Below are 239 nucleotides of genomic sequence, written 5' to 3'. Positions count from 1 at the left end.
AACGAACACATACCCGGCCATTATAAATGCAGTCGCACAACTTGCTGACGCCAAAAGCACAGCTTGGCAAGAAACCCGCACCTCGACGCTATTCGTCTTTCAGCAAACGTGGTCAAAAATCTTCCAGATATTATTGTGGTCATCTGTCACCTCGGCGCTCCGAGCATTAGTGTGTAGTGATAATGAAAATACAGCACTTTGCAAATTTGACGGATAAAGCGCAATATCATTTAAAACAT

Annotated in this window: 1 protein-coding gene; it reads left to right on the top strand. The window is 43.5% G+C overall.

Features of this window, described 5'->3' with window-relative positions; genetic code table 11:
• The coding region (locus CWB76_RS20200; protein WP_212751304.1) for a hypothetical protein at positions 1-217 on the top strand (217 nt) is incomplete at its 5' end.
• Positions 218-239 lie beyond the last annotated feature (22 nt).

This window comes from Pseudoalteromonas sp. S1609, assembly GCF_005887255.1.
GTDB lineage: Bacteria > Pseudomonadota > Gammaproteobacteria > Enterobacterales > Alteromonadaceae > Pseudoalteromonas.
The sequence above is the reverse complement of the archived record's forward strand: the minus strand, read 5'-3'. Positions and strand labels throughout refer to the sequence as shown.